Origin of the sequence: Carboxylicivirga mesophila (assembly GCF_018271975.1) — a bacterium.
GTDB classification, from domain to species: domain Bacteria; phylum Bacteroidota; class Bacteroidia; order Bacteroidales; family Marinilabiliaceae; genus Carboxylicivirga; species Carboxylicivirga mesophila.
Genome location: NZ_JAGUCN010000042.1, coordinates 1 through 20,689, shown reverse-complemented (window position 1 = coordinate 20,689; position 20,689 = coordinate 1). Strand labels below are relative to the sequence as shown.

At 39.2% G+C, this 20,689-nt stretch carries 12 protein-coding genes; 3 read left to right on the top strand and 9 right to left on the bottom strand.

The window, feature by feature from the left end:
- From KEM09_RS21330 to KEM09_RS21295, 8 genes are all read right to left on the bottom strand, one after another.
- The coding region (locus KEM09_RS21330) for a hypothetical protein (protein WP_212231879.1) at nt 1-374 on the bottom strand (374 nt) is incomplete at its 3' end.
- Nucleotides 375-500: 126 nt separating this feature from the next.
- Nucleotides 501-1,370 carry a hypothetical protein gene (locus KEM09_RS21325; RefSeq protein ID WP_212231878.1) on the bottom strand — a complete coding sequence of 290 codons (870 nt, stop codon included), beginning with the start codon at nt 1,368-1,370 and terminating at the stop codon, nt 501-503.
- Between the two features lie 18 nt (nt 1,371-1,388).
- Nucleotides 1,389-2,831, bottom strand: coding sequence for a RagB/SusD family nutrient uptake outer membrane protein (locus tag KEM09_RS21320; RefSeq protein ID WP_212231876.1), 1,443 nt, complete (start codon nt 2,829-2,831; stop codon nt 1,389-1,391).
- Between the two features lie 29 nt (nt 2,832-2,860).
- Complete coding sequence (locus KEM09_RS21315; protein ID WP_212231874.1) at nt 2,861-5,770, bottom strand: SusC/RagA family TonB-linked outer membrane protein; 2,910 nt, start codon at nt 5,768-5,770, stop codon at nt 2,861-2,863.
- A gap of 86 nt (nt 5,771-5,856) precedes the next feature.
- Nucleotides 5,857-6,285: a DUF4625 domain-containing protein gene (locus KEM09_RS21310; RefSeq protein ID WP_212231872.1), complete on the bottom strand. Its 429-nt coding sequence runs from the start codon at nt 6,283-6,285 to the stop codon at nt 5,857-5,859.
- Nucleotides 6,286-6,415: 130 nt separating this feature from the next.
- On the bottom strand, nt 6,416-8,611 hold the full coding sequence (locus tag KEM09_RS21305; protein ID WP_212231870.1) for a T9SS type A sorting domain-containing protein: 2,196 nt from the start codon (nt 8,609-8,611) through the stop codon (nt 6,416-6,418).
- Between the two features lie 146 nt (nt 8,612-8,757).
- Nucleotides 8,758-16,404 carry a S8 family serine peptidase gene (locus KEM09_RS21300; RefSeq protein ID WP_212231868.1) on the bottom strand — a complete coding sequence of 2,549 codons (7,647 nt, stop codon included), beginning with the start codon at nt 16,402-16,404 and terminating at the stop codon, nt 8,758-8,760.
- 10 nt (nt 16,405-16,414) lie between these two features.
- A complete protein-coding gene (locus KEM09_RS21295; protein ID WP_212231866.1) occupies nt 16,415-16,564 on the bottom strand; it encodes a hypothetical protein in 150 nt (49 codons plus the stop codon).
- A 438-nt stretch (nt 16,565-17,002) separates the two neighbouring features.
- On the opposite strand from KEM09_RS21295, the gene KEM09_RS21290 reads away from it, so the two are divergent.
- Both KEM09_RS21290 and KEM09_RS21285 read left to right on the top strand, forming a co-directional pair.
- On the top strand, nt 17,003-18,643 hold the full coding sequence (locus KEM09_RS21290) for a tetratricopeptide repeat protein (RefSeq protein WP_212231864.1): 1,641 nt from the start codon (nt 17,003-17,005) through the stop codon (nt 18,641-18,643).
- Nucleotides 18,644-18,680: 37 nt separating this feature from the next.
- Complete coding sequence (locus KEM09_RS21285; protein ID WP_212231862.1) at nt 18,681-19,661, top strand: helix-turn-helix domain-containing protein; 981 nt, start codon at nt 18,681-18,683, stop codon at nt 19,659-19,661.
- Nucleotides 19,662-19,764: 103 nt separating this feature from the next.
- On the opposite strand, the gene KEM09_RS21280 is transcribed toward KEM09_RS21285, so the two are convergent.
- Complete coding sequence (locus tag KEM09_RS21280) at nt 19,765-20,142, bottom strand: hypothetical protein (protein WP_212231860.1); 378 nt, start codon at nt 20,140-20,142, stop codon at nt 19,765-19,767.
- 251 nt (nt 20,143-20,393) lie between these two features.
- On the opposite strand from KEM09_RS21280, the gene KEM09_RS22050 reads away from it, so the two are divergent.
- Nucleotides 20,394-20,525, top strand: coding sequence for a hypothetical protein (locus tag KEM09_RS22050; RefSeq protein WP_280516787.1), 132 nt, complete (start codon nt 20,394-20,396; stop codon nt 20,523-20,525).
- Nucleotides 20,526-20,689 lie beyond the last annotated feature (164 nt).

Sequence of the window (20,689 nt, the reverse complement as noted above, 5' to 3'; positions counted from 1 at the left end):
TCATTATAACCAGAGCCATTGTACAGGTTAATAACCGTACCGGCCTCTGCTCCTGTCATACCAATAAAGAAAAAAACATCGTTAACAGTTTTGGCTGTCAATATAATACTTCCACTACCAACGCCACTGCTAACCACAATTTCCGTTGTATTGGAAAGGTAGCATGCCATGCCAGCTGTAGTTGTATGTGTTGCATCTGAAACGCCATTAATAATTGCATCACCTGATGCATCAGTTGTACCTGTTAGTCCATCAATACTTACTGTGGCTCCCTCAATAGGATTTGTACCATCCGTAACATTAACAGTTACTTGTCCCACCATATTGCCCAAAATCAATAGAGTGACAATCATAAACATTGTAAATCTTTTCATAGTAGAAATTTTTAAATTATTAACGAGTGATGAAGGTTTGGCTATGAGTAAAAAAGGCAATAGTGAAAAGAGGTATTACACCATTGCGCTTTTAACCACTCCTAACCAACCATATAAAGATTTATTCTATTCTTCATCAAATGAGATAGGTATCAATGCATTAAAGTCTGTTACAGTATGACCCATTGAAGATGGTGCGATATTCTCTTTCACCCATAATGAGTTGGTGATATCGAAATAGCCAGCTTCAACATATACAGTGTATTGCAATCCTTCAATAGAGCCTTTGCAACTATTTATAAGACCGTCTTCCAGACTTCTTATATACGCCTGACCATATGTATCATGCACAAATACAGGCTGCTCGGGAATGTTGCATGTAGATGCACGTGTATTTAATACCACTTTGATTGGTATACCAGCCATTGTCCATAGTCCATCGACGTAAATTGAGTATTCATCATCTCCGGGCACAGTGCTAACTGGATAATTGTATGGTCCGAAAACGCTGGAATTCTCATAGATGGTATAGTTGCCAACAAAGGCATCACGGTCGAATGAACAGAACTTAAACAAATCCAGTGTGTAATATTTATTGTAATCAGCAATACCTTCGCTGTCTGCTGTAATTTTAAAAACTGCAGTCCTCCCGTCCGGACTAACGCCATTGTATAAGCCGCGCACCTCAAACGATCCAATCGTTTCATTGGCAGGAACTGTAATGGTATTGGTCACCAGTTCAAAATCGGCACCTTCAGCAGCTGATGATTGCTCTGCTTCAACTTCTATTTTATAGATGCGGTCGGTACTCAATACCGTGCTGGTGCCAATTTCAATAACAACAGTTGGATTCGTCTCATCTACAATTACACTGCCTGATGTCTCGAGAAAATAAGCCTCATCAGGTCCATTATAGATACCCACTTTATTTTGATCACAAGCGAACAGTAATACACTTGCCACCATGAATAGATAAATATTTTCGAGTATTTTCATTATCAAGATTTTATTAGATTAGTAACCAGGATTCTGTTGTTCCTTAATATTTGGATTACCATTGATCTCGCTGGTAGGAATTGGCCACTGCCATCGATAGTCATCGCCCAAAATCTTCAAATCATTGGCAGCTGAGGTATTTTCCTGGGGACTACGTTCAAATCCAAGCCCGAAGCGCTTTAAATCATGATAGTAAAAGCCTTCAAAAATGAGTTCACGAATGCGTTCCTCAAAAATAAATTGCTTCAACTGATCTCCAACTGCACCAATACCGTTATGGTTAGCAATGCGTGCAGTAAGCAGCACATCCAAAGCATCACGCGCTTCCTGGCCTTCATCCTGCATAGCATGTGCTTCGGCTTTGATCAGGTACATCTCCGCCAATCGCATAGGTTTCGGCATATTCATTCCTTGCGTGAATGGAAATGTTGGATTAGTCGGATACTTGTTAACCATGTATGATGGCCATCCATGCCCTGTATCACCATAAGTAAAATAAGTTGTAAAACGAATATCATTATTGACATCATAAAGGTTCAGTAACCAGTCAGCCGGTATGTAATCTGGTTGAGGTAGCGTACTGGTGTTGTTACGGTTACCAAAGTTATAACCTGGAGCAGAGCCCAAATCTGTTTCGGTATAACCGACCTTCCAGATAATTTCATCACTAAAATCGCGTAACCACATATTCTGAAAGGCTTCACCTTCTGCTAATATGCAACCACTATTATCAATTACTTCAGATGCATAAATGATAGCATTGTCATAATCTTTCATATCGAGATATACGCGGGCTAATAAACCATTGGCAAAATGACTCGTGAAGGTGACATTATCGGCTGAAGGATTGGCTGGTAATAGGTCCAGGGCCTGTTCCAGATCCTCGATGATATTGTGATACACATCCTGTACTGTATTGCGATGTGGTGCACCTATTTCATTAACGGTTATATAAGGTACACCCAAATCCTGCGTTGCCGATGAAGCCTTGTATGTTTTGCCGTAGTGGCGAACCATGTTATAGTGTAATAGTGCTCTTCCAATTAAGGCTTCACCTTTAATACGGTTTATTTCATCGCTATCACCTTCCAGGTTGTCGATATTATTTATGAGGAAGTTACAGTTATAGATGCCACCGTAGTGGTTACTCCATAAACCACTAACTTCCGATACACCCGGTTGAATATTCCAGGCATACATATACCCCATCTGATTGGTAAAACCAGAGGCTGCCAGCGAGGCATCAGTCATTATATCTGTTAAGACTGTCAGGTTTTTACCATAGGATGAACTGGACATGAAACGTGCATATACGCCATTAAGCATCGTTTGAGCATCCTTCACATTGGTCAAAATATCACTTGTTGGCGTACTGTCATGTGGTTTTAAGTCAAAAAAGCTTTCACACGATACCAACGACAGGCTTATTAAAAGGCTAAATAAATATATTATCTTCTTCATTATTTCGTATCTGATTGTTTAAACACCTGTTAAAAAGATAAATCAATACCCAATGTAACGGTACGGGTATGCGGATACATATTGGCCTCAGCTGAGCCATAGTATTCCGGATCCATCCCTGAATATTTGGTCCATGTCAACAGATTTTGTCCCTGAGCATAGATTCTGGCCGAGCGGAACAGAATTGATTTTTGTACCAGGTCGGGATTGAAGTTGTAAGCAACAGTTAAGTTCTTTAAGCGCAGGAACGAAGCATCTTCCAACAGTCGCGTATCAAACTGGTTATCCTGATGAGCAGGAGAAGGATGAGCCACTACATCACCCGGCTGCTTCCAGTAATCCAGCATTTCTGTTGTTTGATTATAAGCGGCAAACATACCATGCGATTCAATAAAATAGCGGGTATTATTGATCATCCACTTATCAGCCATCCATGAGAAAAAGGCTGAAAGCGACAGGTTTTTGTAACTAAAGGTTCCTGTAAATCCACCTGTCCATGGAGGTAACCATGACATACCCTTTTTAATCACGCGGTCATTGTCGCTGTATGTATCTGTTACACCACCATTAGCTGTATACCAAAGTCCTTTACCATCAGCTGCCGAAACTCCGGCCCATTCAGTCATATAAAAAGTACCATACTGCTCACCTACTTTCAATATGGTTGTTCCATTATCTATTTCCTGCAGATTATTATACAGCTTAGTTATCTTATTGATGTTATAGGAAGCATTGGCATTGAGGTTAAATTTGAAATCGTTGAGTGTAATCAGATCGGCATTAATCTCTAACTCAACTCCTGAATTCTGCATCTCGCCAATATTTTCCATACGTCCTGACACTCCTGAAGTAAGTGAGTAAGGAATAAAGAATAACATATCAGTTGTTTGCTCCCGATAAACATCTACTTTTGCCCGGTATTTACGCAGGAATGCCATTTCCAGTGCCACATTGGCTTTCATCACCTTCTCCCAGGTTAAATCCGGATTCTCATATTGTATAAATACACTGGCGCTCTGGTTCATGTAAGTTCCATAGCTCCACAAATCCTGGTGCTGGTAGTTACCAATATTGTAGTTACCTGTTTCTCCAATGCTGGCACGAAGTTTTAACTGGTCAATCCATGAGATATTCTTAACAAATGCTTCTTCCTGCATATTCCAGCCAATACCAGCTGACCAGAAGGTACCCCAGCGGTTATTAACACCAAAGCGTGATGAACCATCACGTCGGATTGACATATCAACCAGGTACTTATATTTGTAATTATAAGCCAGATTGGCAAAAAATGAAGCCACATTATAGTCCTGATTATTCCCGCCCCAGCTATCAATTTCAGAAGTAACATCAAGTACCTTCAGCTTGTTGTTGGGAATATTGTTTGCCTGAACATTAAAAGTCTGGTAGTTATTGGTAATTATCTCCTGACCTGCCAGAATATTAAAGTCATGAATTTGATTTACATTGAAGTTGTAACGCAAGGTATTGGTTGGTGTTAACCTGAAGTTGCGTGTGAAAGAGCGATACACCTGTCCGTTTGGTCCAGCCCCCCAATCAGAATCAGGATTAAGGTAGTTGTTATAGGTGTAATCATAAAAGTCAACTCCTATGTTTGTTTTCAATACCAGGTGTGGTAATAGTTCATACTCAGCAAACAAACCTCCCACTATTTTGAGTCGATCGTTCTTACTGTCGTTCAACATCAATTGTTCAATTGGATTGGCCCATGGTAATCCTTCGTTGTTGTAGCTACCATCATCGTTGTAAGCCCGTAAGTATGGATTTAGCAGACGTGCTGAGAAAATTGGGTTATAAACATTTGTACCAGCTTCAATTGTATGGTTGAAACGTTCGTATCCCAGAGTAAAATTTATACCCATTATGGCTTTATCACTAAGCTGATTATCAAGGTTTACACGCATGGTGTAGCGTTCAAAATCACTTCGGTACTGGATACCCTCCTGATTGAAGTATCCCCCAGAAATATAATATCGTGTGCGACTGTTTCCTCCTTGCACCGATAGCTCATGACTCTGTGTAACAGCATCGCGCAAAACCACATCTAACCAATTGGTATTTATTTTAAGCAGTTCGAGCCGTTCTTCAGGTGTATATGTTTTGATACCAAGTTCTTCTTCATACTGAATCTTTTGCTCAGTATTCATCATCGAGAAATTATCATTGGCAATCTTATTGACCCCATATTGCCCGCGGTACTGAATTTTAGCACGTTCCATCTCTTTACCCCTTTTGGTGGTAATCACAATAACACCATTGGATGCACGCGAACCGTACAATGAGGTGGCCGTAGCATCTTTCAAAATAGAAATGTTTTCAATATCATTTTGATTAAGTGCACTAAATTGACCGGCCGTAATTGGAATACCGTCCATAATGTACAACGGATCGTTGCCTGAACTTAACGAACTAATACCACGGATGCGAACAGTAGCTGCCGAACCTGGGGCACCAGATGAACCAACGCTGACTACACCTGGTGCCTGTCCTTGTAATACCTGATCGAAACTGGCCACGGGTATCTGTTCAATTTTTTTGGCATCAACCACCTCAACCGAACCGGTATATGTACCTTTCTTCTTAATACCATAGCCCGTTACCACTACTTCATCAAGATCTGTAGCTTCCTCAACCAACTCCACACTTATAGTTGACTGACCAATTAATTGAATTTCCTGCGTTTCATAGCCTATAAAAGAGTACTGCATAACAGTAGCATCAGCTGGTACCGAAATAATATATGAGCCGTCTACCATTGTAATTGTACCAATGGTAGTGCCTTTGGCTATGACTGTAACGCCCGGTATAGGTTCTCCTGTAGTTTTTTCTATCACAACTCCTTTAACTGTCTTATTTTGTGCACATACACCACCAATAGTCAGCGCAAAAAAGAGCATAAAAAGTCCTATAGTCTTTTGCATAAAGATTATTTTTAATAACGAATTGAATAAAGTGTCAGCCTCATTGGATTTTATTCTGAGGCTCTTAAACCATGATTGTATTCCGCTTACTCGATGATTATTGGAATTTCATAGCTTGAATAGTTGAGATCACTATCCACTACAAGCAAAACAAAAGCATAATCACCTGCTTTGATATCAAATGGAATAGTTGGTTCAAATAACCATTGGTTTTCTATACGATAGGTCATCTGTGCATTAAGAGTAATAGTCTGTTCCGGTGTCCATGGATCATCCCACCCTTTTAATGATTTTAGTTCCTTCAAATAGGCTGTACATTCTTTGAGTCCTGTTCCAGACTCAAAATCAGCTGTAAGCATAATGGTGCTACCCCGCTGATACAATTGCCCTTCCGCAGGTTTCTCTATTACAGCCACGGGTACATTATCTAATGTTGAATCGTCTTTATCGGAACAACTCATTCCAATCAAAACCAACCAAAATGCCAGTGCATAATATCTTAGTTTGTGTGTCATAAATTAAATGTATTTTAGTTGTTCATTGAATTTAGGGGAGTCAAGCCATCATCACTTAGTACTTTTTTAAAACAACTGCGTTCCGTTGAACGCAGTTGCCTCTCCTAGTTAACTTGCATTAACCCCCTGTCTATTTCCTGGTAAATTTTGTTGTTGTTTGGTTTCCTTCATTATCAGTTAATACAATGATGTAGATACCAGTTGACAAACCACCTACTCCAACACTATTAATCTGATTACCATTTAATTGCCTAACAATGATTCCTGTCAATGCATAGATGGTTACTGAAGTAATAACTGACTCACTATGGATTTGAAGCACATCAGATACCGGATTTGGATAAACCTTAATGCCATATCTCTCTGTATCGCCAATACCGGTAGCAGCATCCTCTTCCAATAATAAAACAAACTCATTAGGCGATATACCACTTATCCATTGTTGTTCAACTGTTAATCCCTGATAGCCTGGTGCAGTAACAGTAAATGCATAATAGTTATCCCCGCTAATGTCATTTAATACTATCGTTCCTGTATTATCAGTTGTTCCATTATAGCTATTTATACCATTACTGATACTAATATTGGCTCCACTTATTAAGGCATTGGTACCTTTATCTTTTATTATAAACTCAGCACTAGAATTAACAGTTCCAACCTGCATCAATATCTCTTTAGTATTATCATGTGCCTGACTTATCCACTGATATTCTTCACTGTAAAGAAGGTAATTAGGTGACGACACTTTATAATTATAATAAGTACCTCCTTCAATTTCCATGAAAGTGACTATACCATCCGCATCTGAGACTGCACTATAAGAATAAATGCCATTATTTAGCTCAACATTGGCGCCTGCTATACTCTCCAAAGTACTGCCATCTTTAATTGTTAATTGAATATTCGCCACAGGAAACATACTTTCATCCAGCGTATGCTTCCAGATATTAGTAGCTGTTCCATTATATTCTATTTGATATAAATCATTACCTACAGCCATCAAGTCAATCGAGTTAGCCTCTGTCAGAGCAAAACTTGAACCATAATACAATTCATAAAGAATGTACTGTACGCCTTTGGTTATATGCGTATAGTAGCTTCCCGAACCGTATTTGTCAAATGTATAAGCCAGGCAACCATCTCCTAATGCTACCATATCAGCCATAATATTAACTTCAGCCAAATCATTAGGCTGAGGATTATCCTCATCGAGATTTAGAGAGTATAACCTTGATACCCCTCCTGTAGGAGTGGCAACGAAATACAAGATACCTCCACTTAACACCAGGTTAGAAATATCATCAGTCTCATTTTCAGGATTGATATTTACTAACTGCACATCTGTCGGACCATCAATTATAGCCACTTTAGTAATTGAGCTATTGAATTCATCTTTGATTGCGACAATACGTTCCTGGTAATTCACAAGTTGAGCAATTTTGAATGATAACGGACTTCCGTTATTAACCGCAGTATAAGTACCATCGACAGCGATTGCCGTTAATGGTCCCGGCTCATCTCCACCCGAAGTATTTAAGGTATAGATATAATCGGTAGTAGCAGTCATATGCACCCATGAGTATGACTCATTGTTACTTTGTGCCAATAGGCTTATATTTGAGCCTGCTGCATTATAGTTTATTGCAAATACACTGGAGTAAGTCCCCATGGTAGATTCCATACCAGCCATAATATGCACTTTACCATCAAACACACAGCTCTCCAGCTCTCCATCATTGGTTTGGTTTGTCATCTTAACAGCCTTACCAAAGCCAACATTATGTGTAACTTCATAGGTACCCAGGTCTGTGCCATCTGACTCATATACAATCGCATTGTAGCCCCTGGCAGGCATATCATCGGTTGTACGGGCCAAATAATAATAACGCATAGCTGTGGAACCGCCATAATTGTGACGGATTACATTTGTTCGTGCTTCGGTTCCGTAGGATGCATGTCCACCAGACCAGAAAACAGAGGCAGAGCCATCATTTAACAATCTGATATCCAACCCTTCTGTCTCCGATACATTATTTCCGTAATAAAAGGCCATGTCAGCCCCTTGCCACCCAACTAACTTACTAGCTGATGCAGCCTCTAACGATTCAGCTGTTGACCATGTTTCTCCATCAGGCGAATAAACAATAACATCATCAGAACCTTCATTACCGAGGTACACAAGACCATTTACATATGGCTGTATTTCTGTCACTACCCCTGTTAATGAATTTTTGACAAATACATTTTGGCTGGGAAGGCCAACCTGCGCCAAACAAAAAGTATGAATTGCCATTAGCGCCAATAATAATAGTGTAAATCTTTGCATGTGTGTTTATCTTTTTGGTTAATAAAAGTGTTGGTTAATTGAAAGATGACCTCCGGTTCCGTTGTACCGGAGGCATCATCTCACCTGTAGTTTTGCGATATGTCTTTAGTGTTATTTTCAAGGCTGTTTCCGGCACGAATCAGCCTTTATCGCTTTGTAAACTTTTGTGTTATGCTAGTATTATCATTTATTACTTCGATGAAGTATAGTCCTGGTGATAAATCAGCTATACCAATAGCCAGTTTCTTACCGGCAAATGCGGTATCAGCTGTTTTCAGTACCCTGCCATCTGTATTGGTAATTCTTACCATAGCTTTCTGCGCCAACTCCGTAACCAACTCCAAATTGATTACCTCTGTTGCCGGGTTAGGATATAACAAGAGATTGTCCGCTTCATTATCATCAATACCAACGCGGTGTTCAACAAATACATTAAAACTGGTTTCAAGAACAGCTCCATGTATATCGGTTGCAGTTATATTCATAGTTCCTGAACCAAGACTTAGTGGTTTCATTATTAAACCAGAGCTGGTTATAAAAGGAGCCATCACTTCATCATTTATCCATTGAAAGTCGAACACCACGGGTTCACCATCTGGGTCAACAATATGGTCATGCATATTAATTTCGTATCCTACCGTACTGTCAAGCACCAGGTATTGATTGCCAATTTGATTGAGTTCTTCTGGTTTACGATTGACATTTGAAACGGCAATATCCAAGATAAATTCAGATTCATTTCCATAGCTGTCAATTCCTTCAACTACTACCTGATGGATACCAGCCGCTTCATAATCAGCCTCAAATATGACTTCCATCTTTTTATCGTTAATAATAGCCGATACGTACTCATAATCTTTCTTCAGTTGAAGTGTAAAGTCATCACCTTCATCATCATAAGCAACAATGGTATGATGTAAAGTATCACCTTCGTTAATGGCATAATATACACTTTTACCACCCTCAAATTGTGGCCCTTTATTCCGACTTAGAGTAACTGGCATTTTGGCAACTGGCGTTACCGGATCATTGCTTTTCACTACCATGTGGGCAACATTAATCCCTTGCTCGGCATATTTTGCAATGAACTTCAAATCAATAGCAATTTCATTTCCAGGCTGAATAGTATCCAACGGATCCGATGTAAGTACAGCCCAAATATTGGAAGAATAATCCTTCTCTGCAGCTTTCATCAGCCACCCCATACTTTCATAACCATTTTCGACCAGCTCAAACATTGCTTCATCATTTCCAAAGTAATAACGATGCTCTACAGGTTCTTCTACATCTACTTTACCTTGTGGATAATTCAAGGCTTTATCGTAGCGAAAAACGATGTAAAACTTTTCATTCGGATAGAACAACAGATTCTTGCTCAATTCAAACGTCATAAAACGTCCTTCATCACTCGGATCTGACTCTGACAAGGTGAAGGATTCTGTATGCAATAATTCTGCATCAAAAATGGTTTCTGCACCGCCATATACCATAACTTCAACAACGGCATCAACAGCCTCTCCCCAGCCAATCCAACTCATAGCATGCGTCAGGTTAAAACCATCTGCAGGAGCCCAAAAGGCAGTTGCTGTATAAAACCATGCACCACCTCCAAAACCAATCATTCCTGTTGGCGCATCAAAGTTATCATGCTCCAGAATCCTGTTATAATCGACTCTTTCTAACCCCTCAAGGTTAGTACTCTTTAACGAATTAAAATCTGTTGATTGGATAGCTGGCGTTAGCGCAGTACTATGCGCAGATAACGTTTTTGCATTTGTCAATACATCCTGACCAGAAGAACGTTCAAATTCAAAGTCAATAGAATAGGTTAGTTCAGCCTTACCTGCCAGATTATCAATTGTAACACTTCTTTCAATTATTTCATCAGCTGTATTGGAGGTAACCACAATACCTTCAGATTGAATATTGATAACAGGTGGATGAGTATATATGGCCGATACAGGTATCTTATAAATACCACCTGGCATGTCAGTTGTAACTAAAATAGTATCAATAACATCAGCTGGCGATTCTGGTATTATTCTTAGATTAAATGTTTCACTATTGCCCGGTTTAAGGTAATAGTTCAGGTTTTTACGTGAAATATCAATCCATGGATCATCCGCAGCTGAAGAGCCCCATTGTGCCTGACTACCCATCACTGTCAGACCTGTTGCCCTGTCCTTCAGGCGCATAAAACTAAGTAGTATTTTCTCCGTACCAACATTATTCAAAGTGAAGTTCATATCATAGACCTTTGGCTGAGTACTGCCATCCACTTCACTGATCTCATCATAGATAAACAACTCATCAAACTCTAATGTATCATGTAATTCTATCTTTTTGTCACCAATAACAGTCATGGTAACCGGCAGATTATAATCCGGAGCATCAGGTGTATTATTAGTTAGGTATAATGTTTCCTGATAAGTACCACCATAGATGCTTCTTGCATCATAAACTAAATCAAAATGCTTACTTGAGCTGGCTGCAATCTCATATTCCTCAACGGGCACAAAAGTGATGACAGAACCATCTTTGATCAGGTTGGCAACAAACTGAGATGGTGAATAGCCCTTTGTTCCGTCCTTGTTCTCAATACCTGCAACACACCACTGTGTTGTGGCTTCTTCCCATGGGAAATGGTATAAGAATTTAATGTTGCCATTCTTATAGATAAGCACTTCGAATGATACCGGATACCCCATACTGAATAAATTCATATAATCCTGGAACAGGATCACAACCTTGTCGGCATATTCCTGATAATACGTACCGGTTGTTGGGTAATATTCAAGAAAAGCTGGTCCGATAGGGCCCCATAGCGGCGCTATAAAATTATTGGGAACATCAGCATGAGGAATCAATTGGTTAGGTCCAAATGAAAAGATCTCATCATGCTTGTCAAAGGTGATCATTCCGTTATAACTAATATACAGGGTATCTTGCATTTCACCGAAGAACTCAAACTCAAAAGGCAGCTTTTCGATTCGCCAGAATAATGATGGTTCAAACATGTCACCTTCCTCTAACTTACGCCCTGTCTCCCTGATGTCTATCCAGTTATCGTAGCTTGAACCGCCCAACTCTATAAAAGTCATATCGTAGCTAACATTAGCTGACTGACCAGTATATCCTTCTTCCATAATGGATATCCATTCATTACCAACCGGGCTGATTAGCATCGGGCTTTTACCTGTGTTATCAATTGTTAGCGTATTGGTTATAACATCGCCGTGATTAATTGTTTGCGATAGTTCTGTAACTACTGTTGAAATAATTGGTGCTTCAATAACGGTTCCGTATACAGGCACTTCATAAATACTACCAAAACTATCGGTAAATACAAGAACATCATCTTTATTGCCCATCTCAGTACTATTGATGGTAATAGTGTACTCAACACGAGAGTTTGGTATTAATTCAACAGGCAGATAGCCTTCTGCTGTATAATAACCATTTTTTAAGCTAATGCTTTCAATTGTGCCAATAGCTCGTCCTTTGTTAGTTATTGCGAAAGTCCGGGATACGTTGTCGCGCTGAAATACTTCGGCAAAATCAATGGCCTCAACATTGTATTGGTAATCCACCTCACCACCTGAAATAATATTCAGATTCATACTGTGTACAGCCGGATTATTATTAGGATCGTTACTGATGACATTGATACGCTCAACAAAATCACTCACATATAAGTCTTTTGTATCCAATACATAATCCAGTTGAATACTCTCACCAACCTGCAAAGTACCATAAGGATTAGAGACGCTCTGTACCGAACCAAGTCCAGGATATCGGAAGTACATCATATAACCTGTTGTCGGAGGCATATCATCTTTCAGGCGTTCATCAATCATAAAACCTGAATTTGGTTTTATATAGCCGTTTAATAAAATGCCATCCTTTAATGTTTCATCGTAAATGGATACCTGCATGCTGTTACGGTAGCCCAGAATAGCTATATCACCATACGGGATGGCACCCATATCTTTGTAATAGATTTCAATATCTCCATTGATAAAGAGTACAATCTGGAAGGTTACGCTAGTATAATGCACCACAAAATTATCATCCAGATACATGGCATAAATTTTATCGTATTGCGTTACGAATCTATCAGGATATTTCTGGTAATAGATAGCTCCACTTTTTGATAAATCCATTTCCAGGCCATAAGCACATATAAGCTTATCCGGCTGAGTGACATTGCCATACATAACCGGTTGTGAGTTAAACCAGCCTTCGGTTGTAAAACTCAGTGCACCTTGCTTAGTGATGAATACTGTGTCCTCTTTGCCCTCAAAGAAAGGAAAGTCAAAGCCGATAGGGGCATCGATATAAGTCACCTTTGAATTGCTGGCAAACTGATGACCAACCTCAGTACCGGTTGTGGATATATCTATCCACTCAAAAGCATTGGTTGTTGCATCCCCTTCTACCTGACCGGCAGCGTATCCAAATAAATGAACCAATCCTGAGGTGTTTTTATTCAGATTCGAACCATCGGCAAATTTTGGCACATAATAGGTCAATGGATATTCCCCATCATTTCGAAGAGTAAATGAACCATTAACGACATCACCAAGATTGAGTCCGTCAAATGAGGCTACTGAAGGTTCAACAGTTGCTGCTGGCGGATTGATGCCAACACCAAACAAATTAAATCGGTATTGATTGCCTACTTTATCGGTTAATGTTACTGCTGCATTACTGGCTCCGGCTTGCTTGGGCCAATAACGGAATGATAAGGTGGTACTTCGCTCGGCATAAATTACCTTGGCAACATTACTGCTTAACTGAAAATCTGCGTTGGATACTTGCACATCGAGGCTTGAAAGTTCATCTCCAGCAAAGGCTCCCAGACCACTGTTATATATTTCAATGGTCATTTCTTTTGACTCACCAACGAAGATGTTACCAAATTCCAGTACCTGCTCACTTTCCAGAACAGGTTTATTACCTGTTACTGTGAAGTTAACCGGCAAGTAGTTTATTTCCTTACCTGTTTCGTTAGTCAGAAAAGCCAGTTTGGCCTGGTAATCACCATTAATCAGTTTTGATGCATCTAATTCAACAGTTATATCTTCCTTTGTTCTGGCCTGCAAAATACCATTTGCAGGAGTGAGCTTCAAATAAGTATCCAATGGTTCATACATACTCCAGGCGGCCACATCCCACACATAGTCAGGACTAAAAATATCTTTTAGTTTATCCCATTTTTTGCCCAGATTATTGCTATAAAACTGGTAATCGGCAAAGCTTGGGTGCCACCCCCACGACGCTATTAGTGGATATCGGAGCTTCGAAGGTGTATGTACAACCAAAAAGAAAATATCACCGGATTCAAAAAAGATCTGTTCTGTCAATTCAACAAAATGCCAGATGCGATTTTCTATTGGCATATATTCCTGTGCATAAATACGTTGAGCACTACTTAGTTCTTCACCTTTGTACAGTTCCAGAATGATTGGTTCCTCCATCGGGGTTTCTTCAATATCAGGCAAATTAAGAGCAAACTCAAAATGCGTCATATTAAAGCCCTGTTCGCGTGTTAGTTCAAAACGGGTAGCCATGGAATTTGTGTAATCCATATCCATGTCTCCCAAGGTGGTCATAGAGTAAAGCAGGTAATCCGGATGAAAATAGAATATGTCATCATTATTGACAGGCTTTTGTGCATAAGGCACTATTTCGCCACCCGTATTGGTAAATGGAGCCGAACGTAGGTCGGGCAATTTAGATACAGTGTTAATTTGAGGATAATTAATTGAATTAACAGCATATGTATCTTCATTTCTCACATGTCGTTGCTGCACTTCCCATTTTAACACACCTTCGCCAATATTTCGTAATTCAAATACTGAAGAAGCATCTTTAGCCACATTCACATCAATGTTAAATATTACTTCAGGCACAGAAAACTCAACTTCAGGTCCTTCATTGGTTGTACCATTCACGAGATTAGAAAGCGAACTGGCATTACCCCATCTGTCCAGAGCTTTAACGGCAATAAAGTATTCAGTCGTTGATTCCAGACCGTTTAACTCATAGCTAAAAACAGTGTTTTCATCCTGTACATTCTTTATCAGTACCATAGATACATCTTCGATACTCGCATCGTCAAAATATGAAGTAGCATAGTATACTTCAAAGAAGGTAGCTTTATCATCATCTTCATCAGTTGGCACAGTCCATTTCAATGAGGCAAAATCCTGCGATACTCCGGTTAGTTCCAAATTAGTTATTTGTTTGGGAGAAATGCCATTATCTTTTCTTAATGCGAGATCAGCATCGGTAGCACCAACACCCATTAAACCAACATAGTTTTCATTGCCGGTAATGGTATCAATCACATTAGTTCCACCAAGCAGGTGAACCTTTAGGTCATTGACTGTGAAATCACTACCACCATGCTCTGAGACAACAAGAGCAGCCACCCCCGATACATGCGGACAAGCCATGGATGTGCCATCAAGAAATGCATATCCATCGTAGTTAACAGTACTTAGTACACCAAATTCTTCTCCATAACTATTATCACCACCAGGTGCAGTAATATCAATATACGCCCCAAAGTTGGAGTAGTCAGTTATGATATTCTCTGGTCCGGTAGCACTAACAGCAATAGTACTTTCAAAGGCTGCCGGATAATGCAAACCGTCACTGGCACTGTTACCGGATGCACAAACAACGATACCACCCTTCATAGGGCTTCCTTCATAGTTCCCGGCTTCGGCTACAAAATAATCAATCGCCTCTTTTACCGATTGTTCATAATGACCATCTGTCGTCCAGCCCCAACTGTTTTGTGAGATAACGGCACCCATATCGGCTGCGTATACAAAAGAAGCCGCAATATCGTTGTAAGGCCCTTCACCTATAATCTGGCAAGCCATTATACGGGCTCCGTCACCAATACCTGTTCCTCCGGCTACACCCCCAACTCCGATACCGTTATTATTTACTGCCGCTACTGTTCCTGCAACATGTGTACCATGGTGGTTAGGTGCGATGGTTCCGTTTCGGGTTATAAAGTTATACCCATAAATATCATCCACATAGCCATTCCCATCATCGTCGACACCTTCCTCACCGTTTAATTCTGCCTCATTAACCCACATATTAGCAGCCAGATCTTCATGCGCATATTGCACCCCTTCATCATGAATTGAAACAATAACGTTTGACTGGCCTACCTGACGTTCCCATGCTTTATATAAATTGATATCAGCTCCGGTTGTTACATCACCAGCTCCTGTATTGTGGTAATGCCACTGATCGGGCAAAATCGGATCGTTAAAAGGCGCTGCTTGTGTGGCTTTTAATGCTGCCTTTGAGGTCTCATCCAACAAGGTAATCGAATAGGGAACCAATTGGGTTTCATAGTATGGTTCGGCCACCTGCACCTCAGAAGCTTTTGCATAAGAGCTGATAACAGATTGAATATCTGCATTCTCATCCAGCTCGATACGATACCATAGATGCAAACCATGCTTTTGGTGGCGAGCTTCATATTTCGGAGAATATGGAAATACCCGCTCCATCTTATGTGCTTTGTTATCAATATTCAATCGATCGATAGAAAGAATACCCGTTTGAGCTACTCCGTCAATTAATTGGGATTTAAGCCCCTGCGGACTTACAATAAGCTCAGGTTTTAGCTTTACTTTTATGACACCTTTTTGTATGCCTTTTTCAAATTGCTTGAGTTCTTGTGCCAAGCCCCCAATAACCATTAAAAAAGAGACAACGACTAAAAAAAAGCGTCGATGATGTAGAGTAATTTTATTCATATTAAACTGTTTAGTTTGTGACTTTACTGGATTTATTTGTGTCTGACTTGAGTTCTTTGACTTTTTTCAATAGTTTGCTCAATGCGGCGTTTTCTTCCTCTCTTCGCTTAATAAGCCTTTTAATTTCCTCATCGGTAATTTCTTTTTTATCTCTCATCATGTGCATCTTTAAATTCGGGAACAGGGAAATAATTGTGAAGGCAATAAAGAGGTAAAAAAACGAAGTGTGAAAAAATGTAAATTAACAAGAGCATAGGTAGAGAGAATAATACCTTAACACTCTATAAGATTGAGATAACAAACTATAACAACACCTTAGCACCACCCAGCTATTATTCTGATTTTCATATTCATTAAACCTTAACAGTTATACTTTTGAAACGATGCTATTAAATCGTCATCTGAGTATAAAAATCATTAACATTTAATGTTATTTAGTTTTCGTATTGAAAGAAGAGTACACAGTTAATGTAAATTATCAGGCAAATCTGATTAATTTGACAGGCAAATTGACGATTGAAAATGAAAAGTGAAGACCAGATTAGTTTAATCGAATAAAGAAAGTGTATATTTGGTAATACCACGCCATTAGATAAGTATGATTACAAGAATTCTTAACTACACATATCAGCTGAAGTTGATTTTACTGCTATTAGCCTGTACTCCGTTAATTAATTCACAAAACCAGGTTTTGGTTGACAGTTTGAAACTTGTTATTGACCATGATGGTGACGAAAAAGCCATTTTTAGTGCATACCGCGACATCTGCGATCACTACATGCAGTATGATTTTGTTAAAGCACTGGAGTATGCAAGAAAAGGATATGAATATGCACGGAAAAAGGAACATCAGGAACGTCAGGCATTATTTACTCAGCGAATAGGTAATTCATACTTATATATGGGTAACTATCAACGTGCTATCCAAAATTACTTTGATGGTTTAAAACTGTTGGAAGAAAAGCCTGATTATTACATGCAATTTGCTCTATATAATAACATTGGAGTATGCTACGATCGTCTTCATCAATATGATATGGCCCTGGAGTATCAGTTTAAAGCTCTGGAAATATTTAATTCATATCATCAGAGTTTTGATCAAACGGTGAATAAAGCGAATCTGCAAACTCAGATTTATAATAATATTGGGAATAATTATGAAGTAACCAACGATAACGACAAGGCCATCCAATATTATACAAAGGCCCTAAATGTTAGGGGTCCGGTTGAACAACGCTCACTGGCTCAGGTCCATAATAACATTGGGAAATTATATAGCAAGACAGGCGACTATGCACAAGCTAAATATCATTTGAATAAAGGATTAGAATTGCGACTGGCTATTAACGATCAAATAGAAATGATCAAATCCTATGTCAATATCTCCAACCTATACCGTGAACAAGGGGAACCAGATAGCGCTTTAATTACACTTAATAAAGCCGAACCATTGGTCAAAACAAGTCATTCAAGAGAACTTCATGCAATGTTTAATTATGCCATGTTTAGTATTTATGCCAGCCAGGGACATTTCCAAACAGCATTGGATTATCATCTTAAATATCAGGAAAACAAAGACTCATTAATGAACCAGCAATCATTGAAAGAAATTTCTAACATGGTAGCTCAGCAAAAGGTTGATGAGATTGAAGGAGCCTATAAGCTGCAATTACAGAAAGATAAATTTCAGCTTCGCATGCTAATCTATGGCCTAGTGGCAATAGCCATTGTTTCGGCATTAATCATTATACTCTTTAACAATCAGCGAAAACGTATACAACTGCAGAAAGAAAACCTGGAAAAAGACCTGGAGTATAGAAATAAAGAAATGGCTACCAATGTGATGTACATGGTTCGTAAAAATGAGTTGATCAATAATGTAGCCAAGCGATTGCTAAGCCTGAAGGAAAACCTGAAAGATGAAAATAAAGGCCCGGTGAGTTCCATTATTTATGAACTGCAAACTGAAGTTGACAAAGAAGTATGGACCGAATTTGAGATGCGTTTTCAGCAGGTGCACAGTAACTTTTACGATAATCTGAGAGATTCACATCCCGATTTAACCCCAAGTGAGGAGCGCCTTTGTGCATTTTTGCGTTTGAATATGAGCAGTAAAGAAATTGCTGCTATCACCCATCAGAACTCTAAAAGTATAGAAGTAGCCAGAGCCCGATTGCGTAAAAAACTGAACTTAACAGGTACCGACACCAACCTGATTACTTATTTGGCAGATTTTTAAGAAGTTGATTATATGTAATATCCAAACCTAAACCAATATGTCAACCAAACACATCTATTTTCAGGAAGGCCATGCCATTGATTACGTTAAGGGGCTTCAAAAAGAGTATGGCGGCGACATAGAAGACAACAAAATATATATTGAACGTGAACGCTTACAGATTTATGTTGAAGCTATTCCAATATTTACTGGATTTGAGTTACTGCTATTAAATGTTGATAGTCCTGAAGCTATTGTTTTTCACCGAACCCCGGATAATAACCCCAACTTCATTCACCTTAATGTGATTAAAGAAGGGATATACCAGCAGAGCTTTGAACAAGAGATGACCCAGATGCAATATGGAACACAAAATGGTGTGTTTGTATATAATGCTTTGTTTCCAATAACTGTTGAAGTACCTGCCAACTCAAACCTAAAGACCATTGGATTTAAGTTTGATTTAAGTATACGTAATAGTATTATGAGCGATGCACTCAATTCTATTACCACATTATTTAAGGAGCAGGCTGGGGTCGCCTTTCACACAAATTTATCCCAGGAAAGTGAGCGATTATTAAAAGATATTCTTCATTTTCAAACCCTCGATAAAAACAGAAGAGCACTAATTGTTTCAAGGGCTATTGAGTCGTTCACCATACTTGCGACAAATCTCGAAAAACTCAATAGTCAGGATGAACTTCATGGTTTGCACATTGAAGACTACTCCCGCCTTCAAAGTATCAAACAGGAATTGTCAACCAGCTTTGAGGAACGTGCTACCGTTGAAAAATTGGCTGAAATGCATGGCGTGAGTGTTTCGAAGCTCAAACGTGATTTTAAAACACTTTTTAATTGCTCTATTACGCACTACTATACGAATGCCAAGATGGATGAAGCCTATAGGCGACTTAAGTCTGGAAACTATACTGTATCGGAAGTAGGCTATGATTTGGGCTACAGTAATCTTTCCAAATTTTCTGAGATGTTTAAAAAGCTTAAAGGCATCTCACCCCGTGATGTGGTTAAAATAAACTAAGCGTAATTAAGCTCTCCCCGGGAATAAAAAAGGCCATCCCGCATAATGCAGAACAGCCTTTATTAAAGAGTCACGAAATGCTTTGATTCCGCTCCGGAATGAACTATTCAATAATTTCTAAAGCATGGGTACCCATGGCCGATTTACCATTAGCATCTACCACGGTTAGTGTAACGGCTCCCGGCCCAACTTCATCTCCTGCTACAAACATACCTGTTATTTCACCTGACACTGCACCTTGTTCAAGGTTGGCCGGAACGGCAAACACACCTCCTGCTGTTTCAATTGTAGCTGATGCAAAGCCTCCTGGCACATTAATCATAAACGTTAGCTCTTTTGAATCACCAATTGCTACCTCCTGAGTACCTTCAGGCACCACAACCTGTGGTCCTTGCGGAGTTACTTCATCCTTACTACATGAGGTTAAACTCATTACTACTGCCAAAACTCCTAATAAAAAAAACGATCTTAAATTTTTCATGACTAAATAATTTTCGTGTTTAATTTTCGATTACGATGCAAAGATGCAGGCTCTTCATTTCATAAATTGCTCTTGTTAGTTCTTCCATTACTCTTAATGGTCCATACTCAAACTAAAGCCGTTAGAGAGTAAATAACAGACAGATAGCATTCTCAATTTAATTTGAGCTATCAAGAGCAGCGATAGAGCTATTAGAAATATTGAGCCTGACCTTTGATAGCTATGTTTGCACTAAATCAAACTATAAAGTCATGATACTATTACTAACACTATTAAGCTTTTGGTCATCTATTGATGCAAAACCCCTGGATGATTTCATCTTTGAACTGCCCCCTAATGAAGTTTCAATTATTGATATCATTGACTATTTCGATGCAGAATGAGAAGTTTTATTATCCAAAACAGAATGGAATGAGGCAATATGCTTCACCTTGTATATTTACTACCCAAATTCATTACTGTCCCATTAAATTCTAACAATGTTCTTTGAAAATATTGAAATTTAGTGAGTTGTAGGCCATTTTCGATTAAACGGATTTCAATTTGC